General features: G+C 37.6%; 14 protein-coding genes. 6 read left to right on the top strand and 8 right to left on the bottom strand.

Annotated elements, in window-relative coordinates; all coding sequences use genetic code 11:
- Nucleotides 1-19 precede the first annotated feature (19 nt).
- From BIZ36_RS01785 to BIZ36_RS01775, 3 genes are all read left to right on the top strand, one after another.
- The gene (locus BIZ36_RS01785; protein ID WP_187456148.1) at nt 20-1678 is read left to right on the top strand and encodes a RagB/SusD family nutrient uptake outer membrane protein; all 1659 of its coding nucleotides are present in this window, start codon (nt 20-22) and stop codon (nt 1676-1678) included.
- 157 nt (nt 1679-1835) lie between these two features.
- The gene (locus BIZ36_RS01780) at nt 1836-3224 is read left to right on the top strand and encodes a 3-keto-disaccharide hydrolase (protein ID WP_187456147.1); all 1389 of its coding nucleotides are present in this window, start codon (nt 1836-1838) and stop codon (nt 3222-3224) included.
- Nucleotides 3225-3279: 55 nt separating this feature from the next.
- On the top strand, nt 3280-4623 hold the full coding sequence (locus BIZ36_RS01775) for a Gfo/Idh/MocA family protein (RefSeq protein ID WP_187456146.1): 1344 nt from the start codon (nt 3280-3282) through the stop codon (nt 4621-4623).
- A 43-nt stretch (nt 4624-4666) separates the two neighbouring features.
- On the opposite strand, the gene BIZ36_RS01770 is transcribed toward BIZ36_RS01775, so the two are convergent.
- From BIZ36_RS01770 to BIZ36_RS01740, 8 genes are all read right to left on the bottom strand, one after another.
- Nucleotides 4667-5611 (bottom strand): GNAT family N-acetyltransferase, encoded by a 945-nt coding sequence (locus BIZ36_RS01770; protein WP_187456145.1) that lies wholly within the window; start codon nt 5609-5611, stop codon nt 4667-4669.
- Between the two features lie 56 nt (nt 5612-5667).
- The gene (locus BIZ36_RS01765; protein ID WP_187456144.1) at nt 5668-6627 is read right to left on the bottom strand and encodes a hypothetical protein; all 960 of its coding nucleotides are present in this window, start codon (nt 6625-6627) and stop codon (nt 5668-5670) included.
- Between the two features lie 3 nt (nt 6628-6630).
- Nucleotides 6631-7920: an MBOAT family O-acyltransferase gene (locus tag BIZ36_RS01760; protein WP_353616805.1), complete on the bottom strand. Its 1290-nt coding sequence runs from the start codon at nt 7918-7920 to the stop codon at nt 6631-6633.
- Between the two features lie 184 nt (nt 7921-8104).
- Complete coding sequence (locus tag BIZ36_RS01755) at nt 8105-9349, bottom strand: GNAT family N-acetyltransferase (RefSeq protein WP_187456142.1); 1245 nt, start codon at nt 9347-9349, stop codon at nt 8105-8107.
- A complete protein-coding gene (locus tag BIZ36_RS01750; protein ID WP_187456141.1) occupies nt 9342-10406 on the bottom strand; it encodes a peptidoglycan bridge formation glycyltransferase FemA/FemB family protein in 1065 nt (354 codons plus the stop codon). Before BIZ36_RS01750 ends, BIZ36_RS01755 begins: the two co-directional genes overlap by 8 nt.
- 223 nt (nt 10407-10629) lie before the next feature.
- Complete coding sequence (locus tag BIZ36_RS21020) at nt 10630-10761, bottom strand: hypothetical protein (RefSeq protein ID WP_262892174.1); 132 nt, start codon at nt 10759-10761, stop codon at nt 10630-10632.
- 114 nt (nt 10762-10875) lie between these two features.
- Entirely contained in the window at nt 10876-12216 is a 1341-nt protein-coding gene (locus BIZ36_RS01745; protein WP_187456140.1) for a sugar porter family MFS transporter, read from the bottom strand.
- 92 nt (nt 12217-12308) lie between these two features.
- The gene (locus tag BIZ36_RS01740; RefSeq protein ID WP_187456139.1) at nt 12309-13550 is read right to left on the bottom strand and encodes a 3-deoxy-D-manno-octulosonic acid transferase; all 1242 of its coding nucleotides are present in this window, start codon (nt 13548-13550) and stop codon (nt 12309-12311) included.
- A gap of 91 nt (nt 13551-13641) precedes the next feature.
- On the opposite strand from BIZ36_RS01740, the gene BIZ36_RS01735 reads away from it, so the two are divergent.
- From BIZ36_RS01735 to BIZ36_RS01725, 3 genes are read left to right on the top strand one after another with little or no spacing between them, the layout of a single operon-like run.
- The gene (locus BIZ36_RS01735) at nt 13642-14796 is read left to right on the top strand and encodes a DegT/DnrJ/EryC1/StrS family aminotransferase (RefSeq protein WP_187456138.1); all 1155 of its coding nucleotides are present in this window, start codon (nt 13642-13644) and stop codon (nt 14794-14796) included.
- A 53-nt stretch (nt 14797-14849) separates the two neighbouring features.
- Nucleotides 14850-15866 carry a UDP-glucose 4-epimerase GalE gene (gene galE, locus BIZ36_RS01730; protein WP_187456137.1) on the top strand — a complete coding sequence of 339 codons (1017 nt, stop codon included), beginning with the start codon at nt 14850-14852 and terminating at the stop codon, nt 15864-15866.
- 51 nt (nt 15867-15917) lie between these two features.
- Entirely contained in the window at nt 15918-16271 is a 354-nt protein-coding gene (locus BIZ36_RS01725; RefSeq protein ID WP_187456136.1) for a hypothetical protein, read from the top strand.
- Nucleotides 16272-16323 lie beyond the last annotated feature (52 nt).

Genomic DNA, 16323 nt, shown 5'->3' with positions numbered 1-16323 from the left:
AAAATTTAATTCAGATATTATGAAAGGAAATATATATGGGATTTGGTTATTGGCCTTTGGGCTTTTGATCACTTCGTGCAACGATGCTCTGGAAGAAGAGCTGGTGACAGATGTATCTGCAGCTTCGTATTATACGACCGAAAAAGGCTTGCAGGATGCAGTAAATGCAACTTACTCATTTCTTAAGCCATTTTATGGACAGGAAATTGGTTTTACGATGACTGTATTTGGTACCGATACTTACAATAATGGGGCTGATGGTGGTCATAAGTTCTTTAACTTTTACGACACCAGTTTAAATGCAGCTTCGGCATACGCTAGAGATGCATGGCAGACTTGGTACAGAGGAGTAAACCAAGCAAATGGTGTTATTAACCGATCTGAGAGCGTTGAGATGGATGAGGCTGAGAAAACAACACGTCTTGCTGAAGTGCGGTTTTTAAGGGCTTTGTATTATTTTAATATTGTAATCACTTATGGCGACGCCCATCTTAGTTTAGAAGAAACAGAGAATATCGAGATAGAGGCCAATAGAACGGCACAATCTGAGATATACACGCAGGCCATTGTACCAGATTTGGAATTTGCTATTGCGAACCTGCCAGATTCACAGTCAGATTACGGTAGGGCAACAAAACCTGCGGCAGAGTTTCTTTTAGGTAAGGTTCTATTGACCAGAAGTTATAAATCATTTGCTGAAGGTAACGATGCAACTAGGGCTGAAACTTTATTCAGTAATGTCATAAACAACTATGATTTCGCATTATTGGATGATTTTGCCGATGTTTTCGATATCACAAACCAAGAGAATAGTGAAATGGTCTTTGCAATACCAAATGCAAAGTCCCAAGTAGATACGGATATTGACCCTTACGGTCATCGTGGTCATTTGTATTTTCTGCAGGAATACGATGTTCGTCGTGGTATGACTAGGGATATCGCCAATGGTAGACCTTGGAAAAGGTTTAGACCAACTCCATTTACATTAGGTCTTTGGGATCGAGATATAGACACTAGATATGATAAAACCTTTAAGCATGTTTGGTATGCAAATAAGGAGGAACCTGCCACAGAAGCTACGGAAACGGAGCCAGCTAGGGCCGCTTTAGCAGTGGGGGATACAGCTATTTTTATTCCAGGTCCTCAGCGGGACGACCTTTGGCCACAATCTAGACAAGACCAAGTACCTTATCTGGTCATTACGGAAGAAGAGTATTCTGAAAGGTTATTTCCATCTATGAATAAATGGATTGATCCTACAAGGCCTGATAGGCAAAAAGTGAACGGTCAACGTGATTTTATGTTAATGAGATTGGCAGATGCTTATTTGTTGCGTGCCGAAGCACGATTGCAAAATAATGATGCTGCTGGTGCAGCAGCAGATTTGAACGTTGTACGGGTTAGATCTGCTGTTCCGGGGCAAGAGGCTGCAATCCAGATAGGTGCCGGTGATGTTGATATAGATTTTATCCTAGATGAACGCGCTAGAGAGTTAATTGGCGAAGGTTGGCGTTGGTGGGATTTGACCAGAACAGGTAAGTTAGTTGAGCGTGTTAGATTACATAATCCAACAGCCTCTCCAAATATTCAGGATTATCATGTTTTAAGGCCTATTCCACAAGAACAAATAGATAGAACATTAGGTGGTTACCCACAGAATCCAGGGTATCCGCAATAATTTCAGGTTTTTAATTTTAGTTGAAGGCTGGGGTACTTGTGCTCCAGCCTTCTTTTTTAGTTTTAAATCTCACATTATTGATTAAAAAGGTATACTGCCAAAAAGGAGTATAAAAATTCCTATCTTGAGGCAAAATCCAAAAAAACGAATCATACAAATGAAAATTATTGAATTTAAAAGGTCTAATGTTGTGAATAGCTTAGCTGTGGCAGCACTAATTTTATTTAGTTCTTGTGGGGAATCCGTAAAGGATGATACTCCTTGGATTGAAATTTTTGATGGTAAGACCCTTAGTGGCTGGTCTCAAAAAGGGGGTGAAGCAAATTATGAAGTTAGGGATGGTATGATAGTAGGGAGTACGGTGCACGATACGCCTAATTCATTTATGACCTCCGATAAAATGTACGGAGATTTCATATTGGAACTGGAATACAAGGTTGATTCTACCATGAACTCCGGAATTCAAATAAGAAGTAATAGTTTCCCACATTATAAAAACGGTCGGGTTCATGGCTATCAAATTGAGATAGATCCATCTGATAGGGCCTGGAGTGCTGGTATATATGATGAAGCCAGAAGAGGGTGGCTAAATCCGCTTCCTGACAATAAAGAGGCACAAAAGGCTTTTAAACAAAATGATTGGAACCACTATCGAATCGAAGCTATTGGAGATACCCTACAAACATGGATCAACGGTGTGCCGGCAGCCAATCTAATCGATGAGAAAACGGCTAGCGGATTTATTGGTCTTCAGGTGCATAGTATTCCAAAAGAAAATAAGGAGGGTACGGAAATTATGTGGAGAAATATAAAAATCCTAACGGATAGTCTTTCAAAATATAACAAGCCGCATCCTGTAGCCCCAGTGGTAACCAAAAATAATCTTACAAAATCTGAGAAGGATAACGGTTGGGCAATGTTATGGGACGGTAAAACCACGAATGGATGGAGAGGTGCCAGATTGGATGAGTTTCCGGATCATGGCTGGGAAATCAAAGATGGTGTGTTAAGTGTTTTGTCTTCAGGAGGAGAAGAATCTGCTGCCGGAGGTGACATAGTTACCAAAGAATTGTACGGCGACTTTGAATTAAAGGTAGATTTTAAATTGACAGAAGGAGGTAATAGTGGCATTAAATACTACGTCAATACAGATATCAATAAGGGCCCGGGTTCATCCATTGGTCTGGAATACCAAATATTGGATGATGATAAACATCCCGATGCAAAAATGGGGAAAGATGGCAACAGAACAGTTTCTTCTCTGTATGACTTAATAACTGCAGCTGAGGATAAACCTATTAACCCCATTGGAGAATGGAACACAGCCCATATCATTTCAAAAGATAATCATGTAGAACATTGGTTAAATGGTGAAAAAGTATTGGAATACGAGCGAAAAAGTGATGCATACAGAAAATTGGTTTCTGAAAGCAAATATGTAAAATGGCCCAATTTTGGGGAGGCGGATAAAGGGCATATCTTACTTCAGGATCATGGAGATTTGGTCTTTTTCAAAAATATTAAAATTAAGGATTTAAGTAAGTAATCCACTATTTAGGTTCGTAATACGTATATATCAAACTAAACTTAAACTAAAGAATATGAGTTCGGATAGAAGAAACTTTATCAAAAAAGCCTCCGTGGGTGCCGCAGGTTTGGCGTTTGGCGGCAGTATGAATGCGATGTCACCCTTGGGGTATTCCAGAATTTTAGGGGCAAACGATAAAATAAATTGCGCTATCATTGGGGTGCGTAGCAGGGCAAAAGCACATATCAAAGCTATTCATACCGATTCGAATGCCAAAATTATCTATAGTTGCGATGTAGATGATAAGATTATTGAAGAGCATAATGAATGGTGTAAAAAGAATATCGGGTATGTTCCTAAGGTCGAAAAAGACTTTAGAAAGGTTTTGGAAGACAAAAAGGTAGATGCCGTTTTTATTGCGACACCTGAACATTGGCATGCACCAATGGCGATTTTAGCCCTGCAGGCAGGTAAACACGTGTACGTTGAAAAGCCATGTAGCCATAACCCTTATGAGAATACTTTACTGGTAGAGGCTCAAAAGAAATATGGTAAGAAGGTGCAAATGGGTAACCAGCAACGATCGGCCAAATCTTCGGCGCTGGCAGTAAAAGAGATCAAAGAGGGTATTATCGGAGATGTCTTTAAGGGTGAAGCCTATTATTCCAACAACAGAGATTCTATAGGAACGGGTAAAAAGGTTCCTGTTCCCTCAACCTTAGATTGGGAAATGTGGCAAGGACCTGCCGTAAGGGAAGATTTTAGGGATAATATTCATCCGTATAATTGGCACTGGTTCAAAAATTGGGGAACCGGGGAAGTTCATAACAATGGTACCCATGAAATTGATGTTTGTAGATGGGCATTAGGGGTTGATTTACCCGATAGTGTAACTTCCTATGGCGGAAAATACGCATATGATGACGATTGGGAATTTGTAGATAACCAGCAGGTTACTTATAAGTTCGGGGATGATAAATTTATCACCTGGACGGGTCATAGTAGGGGTCTTATTATGCCTAATCAACCGGGTAGAGGTATTACCATTTATGGTAGCAAAGGTATTATCACCCTTAGTAGGGGAGGTTACCAACTATATGATTTGGGAGGAAACCAAATTAAAGATGTAAAGGAAGATGGAGACCAAAGTACCGGAACCAATACTAGGGGAGAAGGTGTTTTAGATGTCAACCACGTAAGCAATTTCTTTGCGGGAATTCGTGAGGATAAATCATTGAACTCGGACATTAAGGATGCCAGCATTACCACCATGCTTTGCCATTTGGGCAATATGGCTCAAGATGCCGGGGAAACCATAAAGATTGATACAACCACTGGTAAAGTCTTGAATAATGATAAAGTGATGAAAGACTGGTGGAAAAGGGAGTACGCCCCAGGTTGGGAGCCAAAACTATAAGCAATTGATTGTAATCTAAGCCTCTGATTTTTCAGGGGCTTTTTTATGCTGAAGAAGCACCTTTCAGGCGGTACTTCAGTTTGTCAAGTCGAAAGCGCTTACCTAAGATATCTTTATCTCTTAGGTATTGTTTTAATCTAAGTTTATAGGCAGTTGTTATCATTTTACTCCATGAAATCAGATTGTTTTTTCTGTAAAACAGATGAAAGTATAGATGATAAGGGTAGTTGCACCATTTGATTTTATAATCCGTAGTTCCCATTGATAAATCGATGGTCTTAATACCCAGCCTAAAAAATAGTTCCAGCCTTTTTAACATGCTTATATCGCCCATATTGTAGTCAGAATATGCAATATCATAGGTTTGAATATAACTGAAAACGGTATCCTCTAAATGAAAGTGAAGGGCAATGTTTATGGGCTGTTCCTTATCATAAATCACAAAAAGAGAGGCTCTTTTTTTAAGTAAAAGGGGGTATGCTAATTCTTGATAATAATGCCAAATATGTAAGTTGTTGTTGTGTACTCTTTTTTCGTCGAACCTCTTTTCAAGAAGAGCTGCGAATTGAGAAAAGAGCTTATCGTAGGCGGCTCTTTCCATTTTGCCATAAAAGAAACAGTACTCGATGTTGTGATCAGCTTCCAGTCTTTTCTTTTTTGAGCGAAGCTTTTTTCTATTGCGTGCACTTAGCTGTTTCAAAAGATAATCGTCAACACTTTTAGAACCTGTAAGATCTATTAAGAAACCTTTATATTGGCGTATTTTTCTTCGGGAAATATTCTTGTTAAGGGGGGCTTCAGGCACATCTATATACTCGGGAATATCCCAAACTGTGATGAGTTTTATATTCTTAAAATCTGCTTGATTGATTGAGATGGGCAAAGATTTGTTGGTCAATTTATTTTTTATGGGGGCTTTGTACATTGGAGGTACGGTACCCTTCATAAAAAAATCAAAAACAAACCGATATTTTACTTCAATTGCCAATTTTGTATATAAATTGAATTTTTCTTCATTTTAATTCAGTTAAAAAAGAAAAGTTATCATGGATTTTCCTTAATGTAATTTGCTATAGTTTTCGCAATCAGCTCCCTGCCATGTTCATTCCAATGATGGTCGTAAATTAAGGTGGTCGATTTTTTTGATGCTTTAAAATGGGATGCAAAATCTAAAACCTCAATATTTTCGGCTTTACAGTATCTTAAAAAGCTATCGGCCGTTTTTCTTGAGTCTAGCAGAATAACCGTTTTTTCTTTGTCAAAACCGTAAAGAGTGACCAGGCTTTTGAAATTGTTAAGTCGTTTTAATTCTTGTGCGTCTATTTCTTCTTGCGACAGCTTTACCTCGTTTTCTTGATAGCCATTTTGGGGCTCCCTAAAAGCTTTGCCTTGAGCAAGTCTTTTGAAAGGTTCTAGAATGCCAATTTTTGAACCGTAGGCCAAAAGTTTGATGTTATCACGAATCTTGAAAAGTGTGGAATTCAGCATTTTGATCCTTGCATAATTAGGGCTGTACTCGCCCCTAGAAAGGTCGCTTTCATAATTAAGGTAGATGACTATCTTATCAATTAATTCAAATTGTTCTTTATAAGCGTGTATCAAATGCATTTGATTCGCCAAGTCATAACCGGCGTAACCATATTCATATATGCTAATATCTTTGATTTTTTCTTCTACTTTCTCGCCGGTAGAAATGTAGTAATCTTGATGAAAGCCTTCTATGAATGAATCTCCAATTAATGCTATTTCATAATCTTCCGCGGTGGGGTTGAATTCATTTTTGGAGTTAAAACCTTCTTCATTGATCCTGAACTCTGAAAAATTCTGATTTCTATTTCCGGTTACAGCGTATCCTGAACTACCGGGAACACGCTTTTCTACACCATACTCATCAATGTATCTCGGTGGGTCTTCGGTGTATAGGTGTAAAAGCCTTACCAATCCTTCTAAGGTCAGTAAAATCAGAAATACGTAAACCAAGCATTTTAATACAAATTTCTTCATCCCTTAAAATTGGAAATAAATAAACGATCTATTGACACCATCATCATAGAATAGCAACATAAGTAATATGAGAACAGAGTATACAAAAAACCTCACATATCTAGATTTAAATTTGAACGGGTTTCGCTCGTCTTTTCTAATTAGATATTCATAAAAGGTAAATAGGGCTATCAAAACATAAAAATCGATCATTCGGTAACCCATCGGATGAACATAGGGAGCGTAACTGAAATCTTCGATAATTTTATTAATGTAGGCAAAAGAATCGGTTAGGGTGGGAGACCTAAAAAAGATTCTGGAGAAAGTGACCAAAGCAAAGGTCAATAATACCTGTCCGATTTCCTTTAGGGATGGTAACCAACTATTTTCTGCTATTACATTGTCGGCATAGATTCGGTTTCTTCCCATTAAGAATACGGGAATATAGAAAAGCGCATGCAATGCTCCCCAGAAAATAAAGGTCCAATTCGCACCATGCCAAAAGCCACTAACCACGAAAATTATGGTAATATTTCTAATGGATAAAAGTTTACCTACCCTATTACCACCCAAGGGAATATAAAGATAGTGCCTGAACCATGTCGATAACGAGATGTGCCAACGTTGCCAATATTCGGCCACGTTACGCGAGAAGTTAGGGAACTTAAAGTTAGACATTAATTCAACCCCCAATAACTTTGCGGTTCCTAGGGCAATGTCCGTATAACCGCTGAAATCGCCATACACCTGAAAGCTAAAAAGGCAAACACCTAGTATAAGTGTAGATGCCGGATAATCACTATAGTTTTGAAAAATATCATCGACAATGGGAGCCAAAGCATCGGCAATCACCAGTTTTTTGAAGAAACCCCAAAGCATAAGTTTAATCCCGCTAGAGGCCTGGTCAAAATTGAAAACTCTTTTATTCGAAATCTGGTGTAACAAATTGGAAGCTCTTTCAATGGGTCCGGCAACTAGCTGTGGAAAAAATGCAACAAAGGCTGTAAAAGCAACAAGGTCATTTGCGGGCTTCAGTTTTTTAAAATAGATGTCAAATGAATACGACATTGTTTGGAAGGTATAAAACGAAATACCTACAGGTAAAATCACCCTTAGCGTCCATGTACTTTTCATTTCGTACCCAAAGAATGACCACATGTCAATAAATGAGTCAACAAAAAAGTTGAAATATTTAAAAAAACCTAATAGTCCTAGATTGAAGGCCATGCTAACCCAGAGCCAATATTTTGCTTTCCCCGAATTTTGATGCTTATATATTTGTTGACCTACAAAGAAGTCTACTAATGTGCTCATTAAAATGAGTAGAAGAAAACGCCAATCCCACCAGCCGTAAAAAATATAACTGGCAATGATGATCAGAATGTTCTGGGCTCTTAGGTTTTTGTGAAAAACCATCCAGTACAAAATGAAGACCAAGGGTAGAAATAGTAAAAATTCTAAGGAGTTAAATAACAAGTATCGTGGTTTAAATTGATTTCTAGTGATTATTGATTTTTACCCCAATTTGCCTTTGGTTTCCTATGAGCAAATAGTCAATTTCGTTCTGGTCGCTCTTATAGATTCTAAGATTTTTCATACACTCATTGTTTAGATATAGAAAGTCAAAAGCAATTGTTTTAAGGTGTTTATTCACTAATTTCTTAGGATTTAACTCTTCTAAATGGTCTGGTATAATTTCTGATTCCAGGTTTGAAAAGGAATAATCGAATGTTTTCTCTTTTAGCTTCTTATTCTTTTTTAAAACGTAGGTGAGTTTATGCAATCTTTCATTTAATTTTCTGTCTCTTAATTGTTGTTTCAGTTGATAAAATTGCTGTATACAATTGGCAAGCATTTTAGATTTGATAGAATCTCTATCATAATAGATATGATATTCAAAATCATATTTTTGAGTGGCCCAACGCGTTTTATATTCATAATGACCTTTTGAGAAATCAAAAATCTTAAAATGGTGTTCCCATCCCCATTCTAGAATTTTCATTATGGTCACTGACCCTAAATGAAACTTGGCATAATCAATATCAAAAACTGTTATGGCATCGAAAATAATAGTGTCAGAAAAGTAATTAAGAGTAATCCCAATAGGGGTTTCCTCATCATAGATAACAAAAAGGCCTGCTTTTTTCTCTAGGAGTAAAGGGTAGACTACCTCTTTGTAAAAGTTCCATTCCTTTGGGTCCAAATTATTATTATACACCTCCTTGTCATCAAAACGCTTTTCCAAAAGATTTTTGAACGTATCAAAAATTTTATCATAAGCTTCGATTTCCACAGTCCCCCATATCATTTGATATCTTATATCAAAGCATTCCTCCAATCTCTTTTTGTATTTATTAAGCTTGTAGCGGCTACTTTTGCTAAAAGTCTTTTGTAAGTACTCTTGGTAGTTGGCAAATGCGGTAAGCTCAATTAAATAACCGGGGTATTGTTTAGTGCTTAGAAATCCAATTTTTTTAGATTCTGCTGTTTCATTGTTAAAATAGGAAGGTATATCATAAAGGAGATACGTACCGTTAATTTCCATCTTTTCGGGCTTGCTCTTTTGGTAGCCAATCCCTTTCGTAAGTGTGCTACCTATGTTTTGCTTGACCGGTAGTTTCGGATGCCTTATAAATTTAACCGGATTTATAAAGTTTGGTGATTCAATTTCTTGGGATTCGCCAAAATGCTTCATCCAAACGCCAGAGAACTCCTTGGATAAAAATGGATTGTTTTCAACCATTGGTCAAAGAATTTTTTTTAGGGATAATTCTGTATGCAGGGAAAAACTCCAGTTCTTCATCCGTTATGGAACTACTCACTCTTTTAAGCTCTTTTTCAATTAGGTAGTCATAAATTTCTTGGTTAACAATATATTTCCATAGTTTAAAGGGAACCAGGTCTTTACTGAAGCTTGATTTAAAGGACAAAAGTGAGTCTTCTCTGTTGGCTCTTCCTCCTCCTAGATTAAAATATTTGAAGCCCATCTCATTAGCTCTTAATCGCATTTCGTCTATTATTAGTTTGATACCTCCTAGGTCTAAATATTCCGTTTTCGCTCCAGACAAATGATATTGCACGATATCATCGGTTAGAATAAAAATGGCCCCGGCAATTATTTCATCGGTCTCATTTGATTTGCAAAGAAGAAGTTCGGTTTCATATTCAGAGCTTAATAAAAGCCTGTAGAAATATCTTTCATCAAAAAAGTAACCTTCGTTTGCTCCCACCCGATCCATATTTTCGTGATATATGGATATAAATTCCTGAATGTCCTCTTCCGTGCTGCCTAGATAAACACTACAACTTTTTCTGGCCTTGTTCAGATAAGTTTTGAGCCTGCTACCATAACACGCCCTTTGCTCCTCAATAGGTTTTTTTAAGTCTATGTTCACGAGGGAACCTGGATTGGAAATTTCGCCCAACCCCTTTAAAACTTGATCTTGGTATTCTATAAATGGATGTAGCCTAGAGAATATGGATACGATATTTTCACTAATAAGAAATTTTTGAAATTCAATTTTAAATTTTGAATTATCATATTCCGTTTTGAATTTGTAAACTAACGGTCCGGCATATCCATAAACTGAGGTGGCATCTTTGTAATTGGTGCCTTTTATATTTCTGATTAAAAGGGGTAGGGCTACAAGCCCATTAGCGTCTTCATAAGAAAACAGAATAGGCTGTTCCTCTTGTTTTTTAGATAATTCATGGTAGCTATACGTGTGGTAAAAATCATGATGTGGAAAAGTGTTTATGCATTTTTTCCACTCTTGCTTATTGGTTATGGTCTGAATCATGATAATATTAAATTTCCTAAAAAGGACTATCAAAGTTAAGCCTTGTACGTAAAAGAAATCTTAAATGTTACAACGATGTAAAACACGTTTTAGTTAAAATTTTGGACAAAAAATTAAATTATTCGTTGACTGAATGTTCATTAACAAAATAGCCCCATTTACGGGGCTATTTAATTTTATTTACTAAGTTAAATTTTTTAATCCTTTTGATTTAAAAAGGAAGTTACTCGAAAAGTCCAATCTTATCTAAAATAAGCATTACGGGGACTGCTGCCAAAACGAGGACGAGGCAGCCTACCATTATCCGTAAAAATAGATTGAGCATTTTAACGCCTACGGGTAGTTCTTGTTCCATTTTCTTAACGTTTACTTAAAGTTAAGAAAAATAACGCTACCATTCTGTTATTTAATAAGTTATTTTGGTGATGCCTTACTTGGTATATGCTATGTTCTTGAATTTAATCTTGAGTTATTGGCTAAGTTTTTTGCTTAATTCCTCTAAAGAGACTCCTTTTGTCTCGGGCATCATGAACAGGACAAAAAGTAACTGCAAAAACATCATTCCGGCAAAAAATACAAATATGGGCCAAGGATTATCTTTAAATATGCCGCTTTCGCTATCCAGAAAAATAGGAGTTATTAATGTGATTAGGGCAGCAAAAACCCAATGCGTTCCTGTACCCCAAGACTGTCCAAATGCTCGTACCTTATTAGGGAAAATTTCGGATATAAATACCCAAATTACGGCACCTTGGCCAACTGCGTGAGATGCGATAAAAATAAGGATGAATGTAAGTAGTAGGGTTGAACTGGCACCACTGAAAAAGCACCAGGCAACCATACCTAAACTTATAATATAGCCCACAGAACCAATTTTCATAAGTTGTCTTCTACCCAACTTATCAATTAACCAGACTCCTACAAAAGTGAAAATGAGATTCACAACGCCAATTGATATGGAGCTAAATAAAGATTCTTGGGCTGCCAAACCAGCCCTTTCCAATATTTCCGGTGCATAGTAAAGTACAAAATTGATACCGGATAGTTGATTGAAAAAAGCGATCAAAAAAGCTAGTATCAATGGCGTTTTATACCTGCCGGAAAATAATCCTTCGGTTTTTTGGGATGTTGGTGAAAACGATTTTATTTCCTCTATTTTGGAAGTTGCCTCCTCCTCGGTAACTAGAAGTCTCAATGTTTTGAAAGCGCCTTCAAAATCATTTCTTTTTAAAATCAACCATCTTGGGCTGTTCGGTATGCTAAAAACCATTAAGGTATAAATTATTGCAGGAATAGCTTCAACGCCAAGCATCCACCTCCAATCATTTGTACCGTCAAATCCTTTTAAAAGGAAATTGGATATAAATGCGATTAAAATACCCAATACTAGATTAAATTGGTAAAGCGCACCAAGTTGTCCTCTATTGTTGGGAGACGAAATTTCCGAAATATAAATAGGCGCCGCAACGGATGATGCTCCTACACCCAAACCACCAATAAACCTAAAAAAGGAAAAGGTATACGGGTCTGGAGCCATGGCCGAACCTAAAGCGGAAACTGCATACAAAATACCAATCCAAAAGAGGGTTTTTTTACGTCCAAATCTATCGCATGGTATGCCTCCAAACAATGACCCAATAACGGTACCCCAAAGTGCCATGGACATGATAAAGGTTCCATGGAACCATGGAGAGGTGTTCCATAATTCTTTAATAGGTAGGTTGGCACCACTTATAACTACGGTGTCAAAGCCAAATAGAAAACCGGACAAAGCCGCAGTGAGGGATATTTTAAAAAGCTTGGAATTCATTGAGTAGTTCTGTTGATTGAGATAAAACTAACAAAAATTTAATTGTTGAAAATATAAATCAACTTTGGAGGGGATAAATGAACAGAATAAGTCTACTTAGTTAGAATAGTATCTATTTTTTGAATGATTAGAGAACTCGCACCTTTGTTTTTACTTATGTAATTTGCGTTGATCTGTCCTGTGCGCTCTCTAAATTCAGTATTTTCGGTAAGTTTTTTCATGGTCTCCCCAAATGTCCATTGATCGTTTATGGTCAGTATTCCTTTGGAGGCGACCAAGTCTTCCGCTTCATTGAAACCTTTGAATTTTGGACCTATGATTACGGGAATTCCAAAAACGGCTGGCTCTAACGTATTATGCAGTCCGGTTGCAAAACCACCTCCCACATAGGCAATTTCGGCATAACTGTAAATTTTTGTCAACAAGCCAATATGGTCAATGATAAGTACATCATGCTCTCCAATAGTGTTGCTGTTCATTTTGGAATATAACATGGTCTTTTTAGATATGGCACCTGCGAGTCCATGAATCTTATCACTCTTTATGGTATGTGGGGCAAGGACGAACTTGATGTTTTTTGTAGAATTGTTAATGTAATCTACCAATATGTTTTCGTCTTCTGGCCACGTGCTTCCAGCAACAAAGCAAAGCCTATCTTTTTTGAAGGCCTCCATGAAATCTAAATGGTTGTCGCTTTCCAAAATTTCGGAAACCCTATCTAGTCGGGTATCACCGCTTATCGTTGCGTTTTTTATCCCTATATCGCTCAGTAATTGTTTGGAAGTATCATCCTGTACAAATATGTGGTCAAATTTTTCTAGGGCTCGCCGCATAAATTTTCCGTAGGGCTTAAAGTAAATTTTGTTCTCATTAAAAATGGCTGAGACGAGTAGTGTTGGAATCTTTCTATTTGCTAATTCAGATAAGTAATTGGGCCAAACCTCATATTTTACAAAAAGTGCCAGAACCGGATTGACCTTTTCAATAAACTCCTGGGCGTTTTTTTTGGTGTCTAGGGGTAAATAGCAAACGGCATCTGCTATTTTGGTATTTTTTTTCACCTCATAACCTGAAGGGGAAAAGAACGTGACTAAAATTTTGTGTTGGGGGTATTTGATTTTTAGTTTTTCAATTATAGGAAGCCCCTGTTCAAATTCGCCTAATGAGGCAACATGGACCCAGATGGTACCTTCGTTTGGAGAAAGCTTCTCTTTTAATATAGAAAGTGTTTGTTTTCTACCCTCTACAAAGAGTTTGATTTTAGAATTAAAAAGGGCCACCATCCTTAGTATGAACCAAGACATTTGGGCAGTAACATTATAGATAAAATGCACGCTTCTTTATTTTGGGCTAAATTACGGTACTTGGGAGAAATAGTTAGTTTTCCGTTTCGTATTTTTGTGCCTGCATAGTAATAAATTGTAGATGAAAAAGATTCAAATGGTCGATTTGGGCGGCCAATATGAAGGTATCAAGGAACAAGTCAATGATGCTATAACTGAAATTTTGGAAACCTCTGCCTTTATAAATGGTCCGCAGGTACATTCTTTTTCACGTGAACTGGAATCCTATTTGGGTGTCAAGCATGTAATACCATGTGCCAATGGTACAGATGCATTACAAATAGCTATGATGGGGCTTGGCTTAAAGCCTGGAGATGAAGTGATTACTTCAGATTTTACTTTTGCGGCTACCGTAGAAGTTATAGCGCTATTACAGCTTACGCCAGTTTTGGTAGATGTATATCCAGATAGTTTTAATATTGATTTGGAAGCGTTGGAGAAAGCTATTACTCCAAAAACCAAGGCGATTGTTCCTGTTCATTTATTTGGGCAATGTGCAAATATGGAAGGCATTATGAGGTTGGCCAACAAGCACAATCTGTTTGTTATAGAAGATAATGCCCAGGCTATTGGGGCGGATTATATATTTGAAGATGGAAGTAGTCAAAAGGCCGGTACTATTGGGCATGTAGGAGCCACCTCTTTTTTTCCCTCCAAAAATCTAGGAGCTTACGGAGATGGGGGTGCTATTTTTACAAATGATGACGAACTTGCGCATACGCTAAGGGGAATAGTTAACCATGGTATGTATGAAAGATATCATCATGATGTGGTGGGCGTAAACTCTCGCTTGGATTCTATTCAAGCGGCTGTGTTAAGGGCGAAGCTTCCTCTTCTAAATGAATACTGTGATAAAAGAAGAGCCGCCGCGGCTAAGTATAGCATAGCTTTCAAAAATACAGAGCACATAATCGTTCCTGCCATTACTTCAAGCTGCAACTGTGAAATACAATTGTGTAAATGTCATGTTTTTCATCAATATACCTTGAAAATAACAAACGGTAAACGTGATGGTTTGGCGCAACACCTAACGCAAAGAGGCATTCCTTTCGGAATTTATTATCCTATTCCACTACATCAGCAAAAAGCCTATCTGGACGAAAGGTATAAAGAGGAAGATTTTGAAGTAACCAATAAGCTGGTAAAAGAGGTAATTTCTTTGCCCATGCATACGGAGTTGGATGATGAGCAGATAGCATTTATTGCAAAGTCGGTAATCGAATATGTAGAGGGGTAACTTTTAAATAATATTGTAAACTATTCCAAATACCAATCAATAAAAAAGTCCATATGAAAATATTAGTTACCGGAGGCCTAGGTTTTATTGGGTCACATACCGTCGTGGAGTTACAGAATGAAGGGTTTGAGGTTGTTATCATTGATGATTGTTCCAATTCTACGGAAAAGGTTTTAGACGGAATTAAGGCCATTACCGGTAAATTGCCACTCTTTGAAAAAATAGATTTAAAAGAGAAAAGTAAGGTCGAAGACTTTTTTAAAAGACACCATGACGTTGAAGGGGTAATTCATTTCGCGGCTTCCAAGGCGGTAGGGGAAAGCGTAGAAAAACCTTTGTTGTACTATGAGAACAATATTGGAACGTTGGTCTACCTTTTAAAGGAACTAGCTAAAAAGGATAGTTCCAACTTTATTTTCAGCTCTTCCTGTACGGTTTATGGTCAGGCAGATGCTATGCCCATAACGGAGAACGCTCCTGTAAAACCTGCAGAATCTCCTTATGGCAATACTAAACAAATTGGTGAAGAGATTATAAGTGAAACTTGCCGTGTAACACCGTCACTCAAGGCTATAGCCTTACGCTATTTTAATCCAATGGGTGCGCATCCTAGCACGGAAATTGGAGAGTTGCCTATTGGAGTTCCTCAAAATTTGGTGCCATTTATAACACAGACCGGTGTTGGCATGAGGGAACAATTATCTGTTTTTGGCGACGATTATCCTACGGAGGATGGTACTTGTGTCAGGGATTATATCTACGTGGTAGATTTGGCAAAGGCCCATGTGCAAGCTTTAAAAAGACTGTTGCAAGCTAAAAACGGTGACAATTATGAAGTGTTCAATTTGGGAACGGGTAAAGGGAGTTCCGTTTTGCAAGTAATCAATAGTTTTGAACGGGTTTCTGGCGAAAAGTTGAATTATAAGATTGTAGACCGCAGGGCCGGAGATATTACCGAAGCTTATGCAGATACCACGAAAGCAAATGAAGTTTTGGGTTGGAAAGCTCAATACACCTTGGATGAGGCAATGAAATCTGCGTGGGACTGGGAACGTAAGATAAGAGGCTGATATTTTTAGTCTTGAATGCATCTAATTCTACTACTCAACCGTAAGTAAGGTATGAATTCCTATAATGCTAAAGGTTTGGATGTGCTTGAAGATGCGGTAAAAAATAGCTTGTATCCTAATCTTGTTCTTCAATTAAAGAAGGATTTTGTTTTGGCCAACATAGATTTTGAGATTTCCGATGGAATTGTACCCGCTAAACTTTTTCAGAAATTAAAGGAAAAGGTCTATTACCTCATAATGGAAAAGTTTGGGGAATATCTTAATCTTTTATATGTAGTTGATGTTCCAGAGCGGCTTTTTAAGCAAATACAGGTGACAGATGTGGTAGAGGTTGCAGACCAAGTTTCTGGCTTAATACTTAAAAGAGAATTTCAAAAAGTATTTCTTAAGAAGAAGTATGGCTAAATGGGCTTGGTAAAAGTTTGGCGCCATAAGGAATAACCGAAGTTTTTGCAGC

Source organism: Cytophaga sp. FL35 (genome assembly GCF_014349235.1).
GTDB lineage: Bacteria > Bacteroidota > Bacteroidia > Flavobacteriales > Flavobacteriaceae > Euzebyella.
The sequence above is the reverse complement of the archived record's forward strand: the minus strand, read 5'-3'. Positions and strand labels throughout refer to the sequence as shown.